Annotated in this window: 15 protein-coding genes; 3 read left to right on the top strand and 12 right to left on the bottom strand. The window is 69.2% G+C overall.

Annotated elements, in window-relative coordinates:
• Positions 1-26: 26 nt before the first annotated feature.
• From BFF78_RS25995 to BFF78_RS25980, 4 genes are all read right to left on the bottom strand, one after another.
• Positions 27-422: a hypothetical protein gene (locus tag BFF78_RS25995; protein WP_069780603.1), complete on the bottom strand. Its 396-nt coding sequence runs from the start codon at positions 420-422 to the stop codon at positions 27-29.
• A 32-nt stretch (positions 423-454) separates the two neighbouring features.
• Positions 455-850: a hypothetical protein gene (locus BFF78_RS25990; RefSeq protein WP_069780602.1), complete on the bottom strand. Its 396-nt coding sequence runs from the start codon at positions 848-850 to the stop codon at positions 455-457.
• A 158-nt stretch (positions 851-1,008) separates the two neighbouring features.
• Positions 1,009-1,746, bottom strand: coding sequence for a ribonuclease PH (gene rph, locus BFF78_RS25985; RefSeq protein WP_069780601.1), 738 nt, complete (start codon positions 1,744-1,746; stop codon positions 1,009-1,011).
• Between the two features lie 78 nt (positions 1,747-1,824).
• Positions 1,825-2,058 (bottom strand): PTS sugar transporter subunit IIB, encoded by a 234-nt coding sequence (locus BFF78_RS25980; protein ID WP_069780600.1) that lies wholly within the window; start codon positions 2,056-2,058, stop codon positions 1,825-1,827.
• Between the two features lie 184 nt (positions 2,059-2,242).
• On the opposite strand from BFF78_RS25980, the gene BFF78_RS25975 reads away from it, so the two are divergent.
• Together BFF78_RS25975 and BFF78_RS25970 are read left to right on the top strand one after the other, a co-directional pair.
• Entirely contained in the window at positions 2,243-3,544 is a 1,302-nt protein-coding gene (locus BFF78_RS25975) for a PTS transporter subunit EIIC (RefSeq protein ID WP_069780599.1), read from the top strand.
• 196 nt (positions 3,545-3,740) lie between these two features.
• Entirely contained in the window at positions 3,741-5,006 is a 1,266-nt protein-coding gene (locus BFF78_RS25970) for a PTS transporter subunit EIIC (protein WP_069780598.1), read from the top strand.
• A gap of 66 nt (positions 5,007-5,072) precedes the next feature.
• Here BFF78_RS25970 and BFF78_RS25965 read toward each other — a convergent pair whose 3' ends face one another.
• Positions 5,073-5,825 (bottom strand): MBL fold metallo-hydrolase, encoded by a 753-nt coding sequence (locus BFF78_RS25965; protein WP_069780597.1) that lies wholly within the window; start codon positions 5,823-5,825, stop codon positions 5,073-5,075.
• Between the two features lie 227 nt (positions 5,826-6,052).
• On the opposite strand from BFF78_RS25965, the gene BFF78_RS25960 reads away from it, so the two are divergent.
• Complete coding sequence (locus BFF78_RS25960; RefSeq protein ID WP_069780596.1) at positions 6,053-6,511, top strand: type II toxin-antitoxin system PemK/MazF family toxin; 459 nt, start codon at positions 6,053-6,055, stop codon at positions 6,509-6,511.
• Here the strand turns inward: BFF78_RS25960 and BFF78_RS25955 are convergent, their stop codons facing one another.
• From BFF78_RS25955 to BFF78_RS25930, 7 genes are all read right to left on the bottom strand, one after another.
• Complete coding sequence (locus BFF78_RS25955) at positions 6,512-6,967, bottom strand: hypothetical protein (RefSeq protein WP_069780595.1); 456 nt, start codon at positions 6,965-6,967, stop codon at positions 6,512-6,514.
• A gap of 132 nt (positions 6,968-7,099) precedes the next feature.
• On the bottom strand, positions 7,100-9,166 hold the full coding sequence (locus BFF78_RS25950) for a putative Ig domain-containing protein (protein ID WP_069780594.1): 2,067 nt from the start codon (positions 9,164-9,166) through the stop codon (positions 7,100-7,102).
• 272 nt (positions 9,167-9,438) lie between these two features.
• Positions 9,439-10,389: a PLP-dependent cysteine synthase family protein gene (locus tag BFF78_RS25945; protein ID WP_069780593.1), complete on the bottom strand. Its 951-nt coding sequence runs from the start codon at positions 10,387-10,389 to the stop codon at positions 9,439-9,441.
• A gap of 17 nt (positions 10,390-10,406) precedes the next feature.
• Complete coding sequence (locus tag BFF78_RS25940) at positions 10,407-10,685, bottom strand: MoaD/ThiS family protein (RefSeq protein WP_069780592.1); 279 nt, start codon at positions 10,683-10,685, stop codon at positions 10,407-10,409.
• Positions 10,686-10,799: 114 nt separating this feature from the next.
• Positions 10,800-10,895: a putative leader peptide gene (locus tag BFF78_RS49770; RefSeq protein ID WP_023550193.1), complete on the bottom strand. Its 96-nt coding sequence runs from the start codon at positions 10,893-10,895 to the stop codon at positions 10,800-10,802.
• 79 nt (positions 10,896-10,974) lie between these two features.
• Positions 10,975-11,397 carry a M67 family metallopeptidase gene (locus tag BFF78_RS25935; protein ID WP_069780591.1) on the bottom strand — a complete coding sequence of 141 codons (423 nt, stop codon included), beginning with the start codon at positions 11,395-11,397 and terminating at the stop codon, positions 10,975-10,977.
• Between the two features lie 137 nt (positions 11,398-11,534).
• The gene (locus tag BFF78_RS25930; protein ID WP_069780590.1) at positions 11,535-12,971 is read right to left on the bottom strand and encodes an amino acid permease; all 1,437 of its coding nucleotides are present in this window, start codon (positions 12,969-12,971) and stop codon (positions 11,535-11,537) included.
• Between the last annotated feature and the right edge of the window lie 293 nt (positions 12,972-13,264).

Below are 13,264 nucleotides of genomic sequence, written 5' to 3'. Positions count from 1 at the left end.
GCCGGGCGCTTGGGTGGTGCCGGCGGTCAGCGGGTGCAGGCCTTGGTCAACTCGCCCGCCGCGTCCCCGACCGGCCCGAGGTCCGGGGTCTTGTCGCCATCCTGCACGGACGTACGGACGTTCCCGACGGCCTTGTCGAGGTCGTGGACCGCCTTGTCCACGTCGACGTTGTGGCGCTGGTCGCCGATCTCCTTGAGGTCCTTCTGGATGGGGTCGAAGTAGGTGCCGGCCTTCGACGGCTCGAACGCGGCGTCCCGTGCCGCCTGCTGGAGGTTGTCGACGTCGTCGGCCACGGCGTTGGCGGTCCGCGCGCAGTCCAGGGCCCGGTGCGCGGCGCCGCAGCCGGTGGTGAGCGCGGCGGTGAGCCCGACGGCCGCCGCGGCGGCGGCAGGGCCTCGGCGTAAGAGCCGGCTGGGCGTCATGGTGAAGTCCCCTCCCTGTGTACGGCCTGGACCTACTTCGTGCAGACCTTGGTCAGTTCGCCGGCCGCGTCCGTCACCGGGCTCACGTCCGGGGTGCGGTCCCCGTTCCTGATGGCCGTGCGCACGTTGCCCACAGCCTTGCTCAAGTCGTCCACGGCCTTGTTGACGTCGGCGTTGTCGGTCTTGTCACCGATCTTTCCCAGGTTCTTCTGAATGGAGTCCAGGGAGCTGTCCGCCCGGGTGGGGTCGTTCGCGGCGTTCTCCACGGCCTGCTGGAGGTCGGTGACGCTGTCGGCTATGGAGTCGGCCGTCTGCACGCAGTCCAGGGTCTTGTTCACGGCGTCGCAGCCGGTGGTGAGGCCGGCGGTGAGCGCGGCGGTCGCCACCGCGGCGGCGACGGCGGTGAGACGGCGTCGGCTGACGGCCATGCTGGTGTTCCCTCCCCGGGTGAGGCCGCCCCCGCGCAGGGGCCGCCGTACCCCTAGGACGCCGGGGAGGGCGCGCGGGTTGCCCACACGCGCCCTCCCCGGCGATCTGCCCTTTGCTTCCCTTTACTGCCCTTTACCGCACTTCCCTCTACCGCCCTTTACCGCGCGAGCGTGGCCTCGAGGGCCGCGCGCTGGTGGGCGGCGAGTTCGGTGCAGCCGACGACGGCGAGGTCGAGCAGGGCGTTGAGTTCCTCGCGGGCGAAGGGCTCGGCCTCGGCGGTGCCCTGGACCTCGACGAAGCGGCCGTCGCCGGTGCAGACGACGTTCATGTCGGTCTCGGCGCGCACGTCTTCCTCGTAGCAGAGGTCGAGCAGCGGGACGCCGCCGACGATGCCGACGGAGACGGCGGAGACGGTTCCGGTGAGCGGCTGCCGGCCGGCCTTGATCAGCTTCTTGCCCTGGGCCCAGGCGACGGCGTCGGCCAGCGCCACATAGGCACCGGTGATGGCGGCCGTACGCGTCCCGCCGTCCGCCTGAAGCACATCGCAGTCGAGGACGATGGTGTTCTCGCCGAGGGCCTTGTAGTCGATGACGGCGCGCAGCGAGCGGCCGATGAGCCGGGAGATCTCGTGCGTACGGCCGCCGATCTTGCCCTTGACGGACTCGCGGTCGCCGCGGGTGTTGGTGGCGCGGGGCAGCATGGCGTACTCGGCGGTGACCCAGCCCTCGCCGCTGCCCTTGCGCCAGCGCGGGACGCCCTCGGTCACGGAGGCGGTGCAGAAGACCTTGGTGTCGCCGAAGGAGACGAGGACGGAGCCCTCGGCGTGCTTGCTCCAGCCGCGTTCGATGGTGACCGGGCGGAGCTGTTCGGGGGTACGGCCGTCGATGCGAGACATGGCAAGGAGCCTAGCCGCAGATGCGGAAGGGGCTGCTCCCGCCTCGGGAAGAGCCCCTTCCAGGTGAACCGGTGCGGCTCACATCATGTCTTCGATCTCCGCGGCGATCGGGTCGGCGTCGGTGCCGATGACGACCTGGATGGCCGTGCCCATCTTGACGACACCGTGGGCACCGGCGGCCTTCAGGGCGGTTTCGTCGACCAGAGAGGGGTCGGACACCTCGGTGCGCAGCCGGGTGATGCAGCCCTCGATCTCCTCGATGTTGTCGATCCCGCCGAGCCCGGCGACGATCTTCTCAGCCTTGCTGGCCATGTTCCTTCTCCCTGATCCGAACCGCTTTGTCGCAGTAACCCACAGTTGGCCCATCTTCGCGAGCGGTCATGCCGTGCGTGCCGAATGATGGCGATCACGACAGCGGAACCGTCCGCCAACTGGTCTACACCACAGGGGGTACGGTCGCCAAACCGCGTCCGAGTCGAGTGGCCGGGAGGACGCCATGAGCGCCGAGAGCGCGCCCGCCGACAGCACGCCCGGCCCGGCGCGGGAACGCTGGAACCGCCTGTTCCAGGGTCTGCAGAAGATGGGCCGCAGCCTGCAGCTGCCGATCGCGGTGCTGCCGGCGGCCGGCATCATCAACCGGCTGGGCCAGCCGGACGTGTTCGGGGACAAGGGCCTGGGCTGGACGAACGTCGCCAAGGTGATGAGCGGCGCGGGCGGCGCGCTGCTGGACGGCTCCCTCGGTCTTCCGCTGCTGTTCTGCGTGGGCGTCGCGATCGGCATGGCGAAGAAGGCGGACGGCTCGACGGCACTCGCGGCGGTGACCGGGTTCCTCGTCTACTACGGGGTGCTGCACCAGTTCCCGGTGACGTGCCCGGCGGGCGCGAAGGTCGTGGCGACGGGCTGTCAGGCGGCCGAGGGCGCGGTGACCGCCTTCACCTTCCAGAACCCGGGCGTCTTCGGCGGGATCGTGCTGGGCCTGATGGCCGCCTTCCTGTGGGCCCGGTTCCACCGCACCAGGCTGGTGGACTGGCTCGGCTTCTTCAACGGCCGCCGGCTGGTGCCGATCATCATGGCGTTCGCCGCCATCGTCTTCGCGGCGCTGTGCCTGTGGATCTGGCCGCCGGTCGGCAGCGGCCTGGAGAGCTTCAGCAAGTGGCTGCGGGACGCGGGCTCGTGGGGTGCGGGGGTCTACGGCGTCGCCAACCGGGCGCTGCTGGTCGTCGGCCTGCACCAGTTCCTGAACGTGCCCATCTGGTTCCAGTTCGGCAGCTACACCAAGCCCGACGGCACGGTGGTGCACGGCGACATCAACATGTTCCTGCAGGGCGACCCGCACGCGGGCCAGTTCACCTCGGGCTTCTTCCCGATCATGATGTTCGCGCTCCCGGCCGCCGCGCTGGCCATCACGCACTGCGCAAGACCCGGCCGCCGCAAGGAGGTCGGCGGCCTGATGCTGTCGGTGGCGCTGACGTCGTTCGTGACGGGCATCACCGAGCCGATCGAGTACTCGTTCATGTTCATCGCGCCGGCGCTGTACGCCGTCCACGCCCTGCTCACGGGCGTCTCGATGGCGGCGACCTGGGCGCTCGGGGTGCACGACGGGTTCAGCTTCTCGGCCGGCCTGATCGACTACGTCATCAACTGGCATCTGGCGACCAGACCCTGGCTCATCATCCCGATCGGCCTGTGCTTCGCCCTGCTCTATTACGCCGTCTTCCGCCTCGCGATCACGAGGTTCGACCTGAAGACACCGGGCCGCGAGCCTCAGGACGAGGTCGAGGACATCACCAAGGCGTGACTTCTTTAGCACATCGGCACGGCGCGTAGCGTACCGGTAGCGGATTTCGCGGTTCCTTATCCCGCCTTCATCGTGTACAACAGGTCTACACCACTAAGTGGTGTAGACCAGAGACGCTGCCGTCCCCTTCCATGGTTCCCGGGCGGCGCCTTGCCCTCCCCCAGCCCCCGGCTGGGCGGTACCCCAGGAGGAACTTGTGACCACGGCGACCGCCGCCCCCGCGGCCGAGAAGAAAAAGGGCTCCGGCGTGATGTCTGTGCTGCAGCGCATCGGCCGCAGCCTGATGCTGCCGGTGGCCGTGCTGCCGGCCGCCGCGCTCCTGGTGCGCCTCGGCAACACCGACATGCTCGGCCGCCCCTCCTTCCCCGCCTTCCTGACGAAGATCGCGTCCTTCATGGCGGCCGGCGGCAACGCGATCCTCGACAACATGGCGCTGCTGTTCGCCGTGGGCATCGCGATCGGCTTCGCGAAGAAGTCGGACGGCTCCACGGCCCTCTCGGCGGTCGTCGGCTATCTGGTCTTCAAGAACGTCCTCGCCACGTTCACCGACAAGAACCTGCCGAAGGTGGCGACGGTCGTCGACGGCAAGATCGTCATGGTGAACGCCCCGGTGGACGCCAAGGTCCTCGGCGGTGTGGTGATGGGCATAGTCGTGGCCCTGCTGTACCAGCGCTTCTACCGCACCAAGCTGCCCGACTGGGCGGGCTTCTTCGGCGGCCGCCGTCTCGTCCCGATCCTGTCGGCCTTCACCGGCCTCGTCATCGGCATCGTCTTCGGCTACATCTGGCCGGTCCTCGGCACGGGCCTGCACAACTTCGGCGAGTGGCTGGTCAAGTCGGGCGCCGTCGGCGCGGGCATCTTCGGTGTCGCCAACCGCGCGCTGATCCCGATCGGCATGCACCACCTGCTCAACTCCTTCCCGTGGTTCCAGGCGGGCGAGTACCACGGCAAGAGCGGTGACATCGCCCGCTTCCTGGCCGGCGACCCGCACGCGGGCCAGTTCATGACCGGCTTCTTCCCGATCATGATGTTCGCCCTGCCGGCCGCGTGCCTGGCCATCGTCCACTGCGCCCGGCCCGAGCGCCGCAAGGTCGTCGGCGGCATGATGGTCTCGCTGGCGCTGACGTCCTTCGTCACCGGCGTCACCGAGCCGATCGAGTTCACCTTCATGTTCATCGCGCCGGTGCTGTACGCCATCCACGCGGTGCTCACCGGTGTCTCGCTGGCGCTGACCTGGGCGCTCGGGATGCGGGACGGCTTCGGCTTCTCGGCCGGCGCGGTGGACTTCTTCCTGAACCTGGGCATCGCGAACAATCCCTGGGGCCTGGTCGCGGTCGGCCTGTGCTTCGCGGTCGTCTACTACGTGGTCTTCCGCTTCGCGATCATCCGGTTCAACCTGCCCACGCCGGGCCGCGAGTCCGACGAGGAACTCGCGGAACTGCAGAAGGCCGAGGCCAAGTAGGCCGGTACCGCAACACGAAGGCCCCGAACCGAGGAGGTTGCGGGGCCTTCGCCGTGTGCGCGGAGTCTAGATCTCGTACGTGCCCCGCGGAGCGGCCAGCTCCACCGGGCCGTTGAACACCTCGCGCGCGTCGCGGAGGTTGACCTGCGGGTCGGTCCACGGCGGGATGTGGGTGAGGAGCAGGCGGCGCACGTCCGCGCGGGCCGCCGTCTCGCCCGCCTCGCGGCCGTTGAGGTGCAGGTCGGGGACGCTCTCCTTGCCGTGCGTGAACGCGGCCTCGCACAGGAACAGATCGGTGTCCCGGGCCAGCTCGTCCAGCGCCTCGGTGACACCCGTGTCGCCGGAGTACGTCAGCGACCGCCCGCCGTGCTCCACCCGGATGGCGTACGCCTCCACGGGATGCCGGACCCGCTCGGTGTGCACCGTGAACGGGCCGATCTCGAACGTGGAGGGCTTCACGGTGTGGAAGTCGAAGACCTCGCTCATCGACGAGGCGGAGGGGGTGTCGGCGTAGGCCGTGGTCAGCCGGTGCTCGGTGCCCTCGGGGCCGTAGACCGGGAGGGGGGCGCAGCGGCCGCCGTCGTGGCGGTAGTACCGCGCGACGAAGTACGCGAGCATGTCGATGCAGTGATCGGCGTGCAGATGGCTCAGGAAGATCGCGTCGAGGTCGTAGAGACCGCAGTGGCGCTGCAGCTCGCCCAGGGCGCCGTTGCCCATGTCGAGAAGCAGCCGGAAGCCGTCGGCCTCGACGAGGTAGCTCGAGCAGGCCGATTCCGCGGACGGGAACGACCCCGAGCAGCCGACGACGGTGAGCTTCATGAAGCAGAAACCTCCGTTGGCGGAAAGATCAAGCGGAAAGATCAAAAGGGCAGGAAACGGGGGTCGTGCGGTTCGTCGAGCGTAAGGCGCGAAAGCGCGGGTCGCTCCTCCGCCAGGGGCTGTTGTGGGCGAACTCACCTGTGCTGTCACCGGTTCGGCTGGACCCGGGGCGCAGAAGGATTCGCAGAGGGCGCGCAATCCTCGGCACGCGCCGGTAACGTCGTCGTATGGACACGTCCTGGTGGCTGGCACTCGCGGCGGTGATATTGCTCGCCCTGGTCGCCACGCTCATCGACGGCTGGGGACGCGGTCGCCGGTACGCCGGCCGGCACCTCGGTACGCTCGGCCGCGCGGGAGTGCGTCCGGGACGGGCCGCCCGGCCGGTCCCCGGGGACATCTGGTGGGCGGACGTCCGCTACGAGGACCGCGCCGACGCCAAGGACCGGCCCTGTCTGGTGCTGGCGGTGCGCGGGAACCGGGCCACGGTCGCCAAGATCACCAGCAAGTACCACGACGAGCGCGCCGGGGTGATCCCGCTGCCGCCGGGCGCGGTCGGCGACGCCCGGGGCCGCCCCAGCTTCCTGGAGACGGACGAGCTGCGTGAGGTGCCGGTGGGCGACTTCCGGCGGCGGGTGGGCGTGGTCGACCCGGTCCTGTGGGACCAGGTACGGCACCTGGCCGGCTGATCACTGCACCTTCACGGTGACCGTCCACTCCTGGATGCCCTTGCACGACATCTGGCCCGGAGCCGTCGGCTGGGCGCACAGGGGACGGGAGGACGTCAGCTTCGCCGTTCCGTCGGCCACCGCCTGGTAGGCGGCCGTCGCGTCGCCCGCCAGGACGACGAAGCCCGCGTTGATGCCCTTCAGCACGCCGCCGCTGGTCGTGACCGGCTTCCAGGGGCGGGACTTGGTGCCGTCGAGGTTCAGCCGGACCTCGCCGCCCTTGGCCACGCAGACGGTACGGCCGCTGTCGGCGGCCTTGAGCTGCACCAGCGAGGCGCAGCCGCCCTTGGCCGGCGTGGAGGCCGACGGCGACACCTTGCCGGCGCCACCGGTGTCCTTGCCGCCGTGCGAGCCGCATCCGGCGAGGAGCAGTGCTGCTGCCGCCGCGAGGGCGAGGGACGTCGTCGTACGGCGCATGGGGTTCGCCTTTCTGCCGTGGCCGCACGAGGGAAGCGGCCGCCTGGTGCAGATGTGACGTACCAACGACGCAAAAGGATCCCGCACGCGGACGGGTTCCGCGTGCGGGATCGCAGGCTCACAGGGTGCGGATCAGCTGGTCGTCAGGGCGGTGTCGTCCACGACGAAGCTGGTCTGCAGCGAGGAGTCCTCCACGCCGTTGAACTTCAGGGTCACCGTCTGGCCCGCCAGCGAGGACAGGTCGAAGGTCTTCTGCGCGTAACCCGAGTTCGCGTTCAGGTTCGAGTACGTCGCCAGGGTGGTCGAACCGGCGGTCACCGTCAGCTTGTCGTACGCGGTGCCGCTGGTCTCGGCGGTGTCGATGTGCAGGTAGAAGGTGAGCGTGGCCTTGCAGCCGGCCGGGATCGTCACCGACTGGGACAGCGTGTCGGTGTGGCTGGAGCCGTAGCCGTCGAGCCAGGCGTAGTACGAGCCGCCGTGCGCCGCCTCACCGGTGTCGTTGGTGATCGCGCCGCTGGACGCGCTCCAGCCGGTGCTGCCCGACTCGAAGCCCGGGTTGGCCAGCAGCTGGGAGGAGGAGCAGGTGCCGCCGGAGGAGCCGACCGTCCAGGTGAAGGAGGCCGAGCCGGAGGCGCCGGTGGAGTCGGTCGCGGTGACCGTGACCTGGTAGGTGCCCGCCGTGGACGCCGTACCGGAGATCAGGCCGGTCGAGCTGTTGACGGACAGCCCCGTCGGCAGGCCGGAGGCGCTGTAGGTCAGGGCCGCGCCCGCGCTGTCGGTGGCCTGGATCTGCAGGCTGACCGAGCCGCCGGTGGTGGTCGACTGGCTGCCGGGGTTGGTGACGCTCACCGTGTTGCCGGTGCTGGACCCGGAGGTGAAGGCGGTGGTGCCGTTCGGGGTGCCCCAGCCGGTCGGGCCGTCGTAGCCGGTCTTCGCGGTGCAGAAGTACGAGGTGGAGCAGGAGCCGTTGGAGCCGCTGGTCACGTCGTACAGGTTCGAGGTGTGGGAGTACGGGTACTTCGCCGGGTAGTCGCTCGCGCCCGGGGTGCCCGCGAGGGCGTAGACGCTCGCGATGATCGGCGAGGAGGCGCTGGTGCCGCCGACGACGCCCCAGCCGGAGCCGCCGTAGGTGTCGTAGACCGCGACGCCGGTGGCCGGGTCGGCGACCGCGGAGACGTCGGCCTCCATGCGCTTGGTGCAGCCGGTGTCGGTCTGCCAGCTCGGCTTCGGGTCGTAGGCCGAGCAGCCGGAGCCGGTGCCCTCGGTGGAGTTGGTGTGCCACACCGACTCGCTCCAGCCGCGGGAGTTGGAGGCGGTGGTCAGCGCGGTGCCGCCGACGGCCGTCACGTACTGGGACGTGGCCGGGTACTCGGCGCCGTAGGCGGAGTCACCGGAGGAGACGGTGATCGCGACGCCCGGGTGCTTGAAGTACTGGGTGTCCTCGCTGGTCTGGGCGGAGGACTCGGAGCCGCCCCAGCTGTTGGAGACGAACTTGGCGCCGAGCGAGACCGCCTCGTTCTCGGCGATGCCGAGGTCGGTGTCGTTCGCGGAGTTGGCCTCGACCAGGATGATGTTGCAGTTCGGGCAGACCGCGCTGACCATGTCGAAGTCGAGCGCCTCTTCACCGGCCCAGCCGGTGTCGTTGGTCGGCAGCGAGGTGGTGGAGCCGGTCTGGCTGACCTGCTTGAAGCAGCCGTTGGCCTTGGTGCAGGCGGACAGGCCGTACTGCGAGCGGTAGGTGGCCAGGTCCGACTCGGCGTTGGGGTCGTTGTAGGCGTCCACGATGGCGACGGTCATGCCGCTGCCGCCCGTGGTGGGCAGGTTGTAGGCGCTGTGCAGGTTGGCCGGGGAGAGGCCGGAGGGCGCGGCCGCGGCGAGCGCCGAGGCGAGCCGCTGCCTGATGTCGGTGCGGCGCTGGGCGAAGCAGGCCGCGTGGCCCGGCGCGGGCTTGGCGCACAGATGCTGGGTCGGCACCTTCTGGCCGGCCTTGCCGGTCGTGTGGAAGGTCTGCCGCTTCGGGTCGGTCAGCGCCGTGGCGTTCTGTGTGACCTTGGAGATGTGGGGGTGCGCGCCGGCGGTCTGCGCCCCGGCCGTGGGTGCCGCCGTGAGTCCGGCGACGGTGAGGGCGAGGGCGGGGAAGGCGACGGCGACGAGTCTTCGCAGACTCCGTCTCCGCCGGTTCGGGCGTGACTCACGCATGGGGTACTGCCTCCGGTTGACGTGGGGTTTCGCACTGGATTGGCAGGCCCGTGACGCGCGTAAGCGGCGGCGAACCGCGCAGTCATGAGCATGACACTCGCAGACACCTGGCATTCCCGCCGGGTGAGCGTGACATGTCAGGGTGTGGGGAGGAACGTAGTCCTGGCCATGGGACTACGGGCAGTACTCAAAGGAATTCTTTGCCCTGCCATAGGAATGGCTTAGGAATTGGCCCCCTCATGGAGGGGGCCGGCGCGTGCTGTGAGCGGGGGCTACGCCCAGAGCTGGCCCTGGAGCGTCTCGATGGCCTCCTCGGTGGTGGCCGCCGTGTAGACACCGGTGGACAGGTACTTCCAGCCGCCGTCGGCCACGATGAAGACGATGTCGGCGGACTCCCCCGCCTTGACCGCCTTCCGGCCGACCCCGATCGCCGCGTGCAGCGCGGCGCCGGTCGAGACGCCCGCGAAGATGCCCTCCTGCTGCAGGAGTTCACGGGTGCGGGTGACCGCGTCGGCCGAGCCGACCGAGAAGCGGGCGGTGAGGACGGAGGCGTCGTACAGCTCCGGTACGAAGCCCTCGTCGAGGTTCCTCAGGCCGTACACCAGGTCGTCGTAGCGCGGTTCGGCGGCGACGATCTGGATGCCGGGCTTGTGCTCGCGCAGGAAGCGGCCGACGCCCATCAGGGTGCCGGTGGTGCCGAGACCGGCCACGAAGTGGGTGATCGAGGGGAGGTCGGCGAGGATCTCGGGGCCCGTGGTGGCGTAGTGGGCGCCCGCGTTGTCCGGGTTGCCGTACTGGTAGAGCATCACCCAGTCGGGGTGCTCGGCGGCCAGCTCCTTGGCCACGCGCACCGCGGTGTTGGAACCGCCCGCGGCCGGGGAGGAGATGATCTCGGCACCCCACATGCCGAGCAGGTCCCGGCGCTCCTGCGAGGTGTTCTCCGGCATCACGCACACCATGCGGTAGCCCTTGAGCTTGGCCGCCATGGCGAGGGAGATGCCGGTGTTGCCGGAGGTGGGCTCCAGGATCGTGCAGCCCGGGGTGAGCCGGCCGTCCTTCTCCGCCTGCTCGATCATGTGCAGCGCGGGGCGGTCCTTGACCGAGCCCGTGGGGTTGCGGTCCTCCAGCTTGGCCCAGATACGGACATCGGCGGACGGCGAGAGCCGCGGCAGGCGCACCAACGGGGTGTTGCCCACCGCGGCCAGCGGAGAGTCGTAGCGCATCGCTGCTCAGCGGCCGATCAGCGCATGCCGCCGGCGACGGCCGGCAGGATCGTCACGGTGTCGCCGTCGGACAGCTTGGTCTCGATGCCGTCGATGAAGCGGACGTCCTCGTCGTTCAGATACACGTTGACGAAGCGGCGCAGCTTGCCCTCGTCCACGATGCGGGCCTGGATGCCCGCATGCCGGGTCTCGAGGTCGGCGAACAGCTCGGCGAGGGTGGTCCCCTTGCCCTCCACCGCCTTCTCACCGTCGGTGTACGTGCGGAGGATGGTCGGGATGCGGACCTCGATGGCCATGGTTGCGGGCTCCTGTCGGAAGGTATGTGGTCTGTGGGCGCACGGCTGGGGGTCCCCCCAGGCGTTCAGCACTGGGGGAGCGCCGCGGCCACGGCCGTACGGCGGCAGGGAACGTCAACAGATGGCGCTGTTCAGCCTGCACAGGTCGACGTGCAGCCGCGCCACGAGCAGCATGCCCGGCGCCTTCTCGCTCACGTCGTTCAGAACCATGGGGTCATCGTATCGATTCCCGGTCCGGGTTCCCGAGTGTGATCTCGCATGCTGGATGGATTCTGGCCGGATCGCGAGATCAGTACGCCTCCACGATCCTGACCTCCTCCTCCGTGACCTCGCCTTCCATGATCCGGAACGAACGGAACTGGAAGTCGCCGAGGTCGTCGGTGTCGCGGGTGGAGACGAGGACGTAGTGGGCGCCGGGCTCGTTGGCGTAGGAGATGTCGGTGCGCGAGGGGTAGGCCTCGGTGGCGGTGTGGGAGTGGTAGATGACCACCGGATCCTCGTCGCGGTCGTCCAGTTCGCGGTAGAGCCTCAGCAGGTCGCCCGAGTCGAACTCGTAGAAGGTCGGCGACATCGCCGCGTTCAGCATGGGGATGAAGCGCTCGGGGCGGTCCGAGCCCGCCGGGCCCGCCACGACCCCGCACGCCTCGTCGGGGTGGTCCTTGCGGGCGTGGGCGACGATCTGGTCGACGAGGGCCTGGGTGATGGTCAGCATGTCCGTCAGGATAAGCAGAAGGGCCGTTCCGTACCGAGGGATGGTACGGAACGGCCCATATGCCGGACGTCCTGAGCGGCAGCCGCGGCGGGGCACCACGAGAGTCCCGTGCGGCCGGACGTCCCTTGGGGGGATGGTCAGCGCTTGCGGAAGGCAGCGGCCTCCGGGTTGCGGCGCCGGAGCACCCAGTAGGAGACGCCGAGGATCGCGGCCCACAGCGGTGCACAGTAAAGCGAGACCCGGGCGTCCTTGTCGATGCCCATGAGCACGATCACCATCACGATGAACGCCAGCGCGAAGATGCTCGTGTACGGCGCTCCCGGCGCGCGGAACTCGCTCTGCGGCAGCAGCCCGCGGTTCGCCTTCGCCCGGTAGCGGATCTGGCAGACCAGGATGACGATCCAGGCCCACATGCCGGAGATGGTCGCGAAGGACACCACGTAGTCGAACGCCTTGCCCGGCCACTGGTAGTTGATCCAGACACCGACCAGCATCAGCGCGGCGGAGAACGTGGTGCCGGCCAGCGGGGTACCGCTGCGTGTCAGCTTGGTGAAGAACCTCGGGCCCTGGCTGTTGAGCGCCAGGTCGCGCAGCATGCGGCCGGTGGAGTACATGCCGGAGTTGCAGGAGGACAGCGCGGCCGTGAGGACGACGAAGTTCACGATGCCGGCGCCCGCGGCGAGACCCATCTTCTGGAAGGCGGCGACGAACGGGCTCACGCCCGGGTGGAAGCTGGTCCACGGCACGACGGACAGGATCATGATCAGGGCGCCGACGTAGAAGACGGCGATGCGCCACGGCACGGTGTTGATCGCCTTCGGCAGCACCTTCTTGGGGTCCTTGGACTCGCCCGCGGTGACACCGACCAGCTCGACGGCGAGGAAGGCGAACATGACCATCTGCAGGGTCATCAGCGTGCTGCCGACGCCGTGCGGGAAGAAGCCGCCGTCGTTCCACAGGTGGCTGACCGAGGCGGTCTTGCCCGCGTCGGAGAAGCCGATGGTCAGGATGCCGGCGCAGATCAGGATCATGCCGATGATCGCGGTGACCTTGACCATGGAGAACCAGAACTCCAGCTCACCGAAGAGCTTCACGGAGATCAGGTTGGCGGCGTACAGCACGATCGTGAAGATCAGCGCCGAGGCCCACTGCGGGAAGTCGAACCAGTACGTCATGTACTCGGCCGCGGCCGTGACCTCGGTGATGCCGGTGACCACCCAGAACAACCAGTACGTCCACCCGGTCACAAAGCCCGCGAAGGGGCCGATGAACTCGCGCGCGTACTCCGAGAAGGAGCCCGACACCGGGCGGTACATCAGCAGCTCGCCGAGCGCTCGCATGATCAGGAAGATGACGAGGCCCGCGATGGCGTACGCCAGGATCAGGCTGGGGCCGGCCTTGGAAATGCCCTTGCCCGCGCCGAGGAACAGGCCGGTGCCGATGGCCCCGCCGATGGCGATCATCTGGATCTGCCGGGAACCGAGCCCGCGCTGGTATCCCTCGCCGCCCTCGCTGTCCGTGGCCCGCGCGGCCTCATTGCCGTCGCGAAGCTGGTCGACCTGCGATGAGGTCATGTGTGGTGCGCCTTTCTCCATGCCGATCCGGGCCTTTGCGTCGGCCTCGGATCGGGTTTCGATCCCCCCGGATTGCTGGAGCTGTTGCCTGGCCGACGGTCGTCGGCTCGGTGGCGCACCCGGCCGGACATGGGTGGTGTCGGCCGGGCGGTCGTGAAGATTTATCACGGCCGCAATATTGATCACGGGGGCGCGTTGTGGCGCACGTCACGGGTAAAAGAGGACAAAAGGCGCCCGTATGCGGCAAACCAGGCCGCAACGGTAACGCGATCGTTATCCGGATTTGAGCGTCC

The sequence above is a fragment of the Streptomyces fodineus genome, assembly GCF_001735805.1.
Classification (GTDB): Bacteria; Actinomycetota; Actinomycetes; order Streptomycetales; family Streptomycetaceae; genus Streptomyces; species Streptomyces fodineus.
This window is presented reverse-complemented; position numbering and strand designations above follow the sequence as displayed.

Coding starts and splice junctions, on each gene's coding strand:
- BFF78_RS25945 (WP_069780593.1), bottom strand. CDS start 10,389: ATGCGCTACGACTCTCCGCTGGCCGCGGTGGGCAACACCCCGTTGGTG.
- BFF78_RS25975 (WP_069780599.1), top strand. CDS start 2,243: ATGAGCGCCGAGAGCGCGCCCGCCGACAGCACGCCCGGCCCGGCGCGG.
- BFF78_RS25935 (WP_069780591.1), bottom strand. CDS start 11,397: ATGCTGACCATCACCCAGGCCCTCGTCGACCAGATCGTCGCCCACGCC.
- BFF78_RS25980 (WP_069780600.1), bottom strand. CDS start 2,058: ATGGCCAGCAAGGCTGAGAAGATCGTCGCCGGGCTCGGCGGGATCGAC.
- rph (WP_069780601.1), bottom strand. CDS start 1,746: ATGTCTCGCATCGACGGCCGTACCCCCGAACAGCTCCGCCCGGTCACC.
- BFF78_RS25955 (WP_069780595.1), bottom strand. CDS start 6,967: ATGCGCCGTACGACGACGTCCCTCGCCCTCGCGGCGGCAGCAGCACTG.
- BFF78_RS25995 (WP_069780603.1), bottom strand. CDS start 422: ATGACGCCCAGCCGGCTCTTACGCCGAGGCCCTGCCGCCGCCGCGGCG.
- BFF78_RS25960 (WP_069780596.1), top strand. CDS start 6,053: ATGGACACGTCCTGGTGGCTGGCACTCGCGGCGGTGATATTGCTCGCC.
- BFF78_RS25950 (WP_069780594.1), bottom strand. CDS start 9,166: ATGCGTGAGTCACGCCCGAACCGGCGGAGACGGAGTCTGCGAAGACTC.
- BFF78_RS49770 (WP_023550193.1), bottom strand. CDS start 10,895: ATGGTTCTGAACGACGTGAGCGAGAAGGCGCCGGGCATGCTGCTCGTG.
- BFF78_RS25930 (WP_069780590.1), bottom strand. CDS start 12,971: ATGACCTCATCGCAGGTCGACCAGCTTCGCGACGGCAATGAGGCCGCG.
- BFF78_RS25990 (WP_069780602.1), bottom strand. CDS start 850: ATGGCCGTCAGCCGACGCCGTCTCACCGCCGTCGCCGCCGCGGTGGCG.
- BFF78_RS25965 (WP_069780597.1), bottom strand. CDS start 5,825: ATGAAGCTCACCGTCGTCGGCTGCTCGGGGTCGTTCCCGTCCGCGGAA.
- BFF78_RS25940 (WP_069780592.1), bottom strand. CDS start 10,685: ATGGCCATCGAGGTCCGCATCCCGACCATCCTCCGCACGTACACCGAC.